Annotated in this window: 1 protein-coding gene; it reads right to left on the bottom strand. The window is 63.5% G+C overall.

The features are described 5' to 3' along the window. Nucleotides 1-41: 41 nt before the first annotated feature. On the bottom strand, nt 42-1,265 hold the full coding sequence (locus GGR48_RS17860; RefSeq protein WP_183953187.1) for an IS256 family transposase: 1,224 nt from the start codon (nt 1,263-1,265) through the stop codon (nt 42-44). Nucleotides 1,266-1,323: the final 58 nt, after the last annotated feature.

Raw genomic sequence — 1,323 nt, 5'->3', positions numbered from 1 at the left:
GGGAGTGTCAGGAATTTCGTGTGCGGGCGGGCGGATGAACATTACGCCGCCATGGCCTTGATGAAGCGTTCGCCGAAGATGACGGCGAACTGGGCCTTTGCCATGGTCCACTCACGTGGCGGCATTCTCCACTCTTTCTCCGAGCGGTTCAAGATCAGGTAGAGCAGCTTGGTGGCGGCCTCGTCGCTGGGGAAATGCCCACGGGCGCGCACGGCCCGGCGCAGCTTCGAGTTCAAGGCCTCTATGGAATTCGTGGTATAGATGATCCGCCGAACCTCGTCGGGAAAGGCGAAGAACGGGATGACCTCGGTCCAGGCGCGCCGCCAGCTATGGCCGATGGCGGGATAGCGGGTGCCCCAGGGACCAGCCTCGAAAGCGGTCAGCGCCTGCTCGGCCGCCTCGGCGCTGGGTGCGCGGTAGACCTCCTTCAGCGCGCTCGCCAGGCCCTTGCGCTCCTTCCAGGAGACGAAGTCCATGGAATTGCGCAGCAGGTGGACGATACAGGTTTGAACCACGGCGTCGGGAAACACGGCGGTGATCGCCTCGGGAAAGCCTTTCAGCCCGTCGACGACGGCGAGCAGGATGTCCTCGGTGCCGCGGTTCCTGAGCTCGTTCATGACCCTGAGCCAGAATTTGGCACCCTCGTTCTGCTCCAGCCACAGGCCCAGCACCTCCTTGGCACCATCGGCACGGACGCCCAGGGCGATGTGGATCGCCTTGTTGCGCACCATGCCCTCGTCCCGGATCTTCACCCGCAAGGCGTCGAAAAAGACGAGCGGGTAGACCGGATCCAGCGGCCGCTGCTGCCAGATCGCCACCTCGTCGAGTACGGCGTCGGTCACCGTCGAGATCAGATCGGGCGACACGTCGATGCCGTACAGATCGTGCAGGTGCCCCGTGATCTCCCGGGTGCTCATACCGCGCGCGTACATCGACACGATCTTTTCATCGAAACCTGGAAAGCGCCGCTGGTATTTGGCGATCAGTTGCGGGTCGAAGCTGGCTTGCCGGTCGCGCGGTACGTCGATCGCCAACTTACCGGTATCGGTCGTGATCGTCTTCCGACCGTAACCGTTGCGGCTGTTGCCCGCGCCAACTTCACCGGCGAGGTGATGGTCCATCTCGGCATTCAACGCGCGCTCGGTCAGCGCCTTCTTCAGCGCGTCGAGCAGGCCACCCTGCGCCAAAGCGGTGCCCGCGTCACCGCCCGCCAGCAACTGATCCAGTACCTCGTTTGGTATCGCAGGCTCTTTGCGTCGGGACATATCGGGTCTCCTTCTTTCCCGTTATGCCCGCCCGCACACGAAATTCCTGACACTCCCC

Source organism: Sphingomonas pseudosanguinis (assembly GCF_014196255.1).
Classification (GTDB): Bacteria; Pseudomonadota; Alphaproteobacteria; order Sphingomonadales; family Sphingomonadaceae; genus Sphingomonas; species Sphingomonas pseudosanguinis.
Note: the sequence above shows the minus strand (reverse complement) of the source record. Positions and strands in the feature narration are given on the sequence as shown.

Excerpts from the sequence above, each read along its gene's own strand:
- GGR48_RS17860 (WP_183953187.1), bottom strand. The coding sequence starts at position 1,265 with ATGTCCCGACGCAAAGAGCCTGCGATACCAAACGAGGTACTGGATCAG.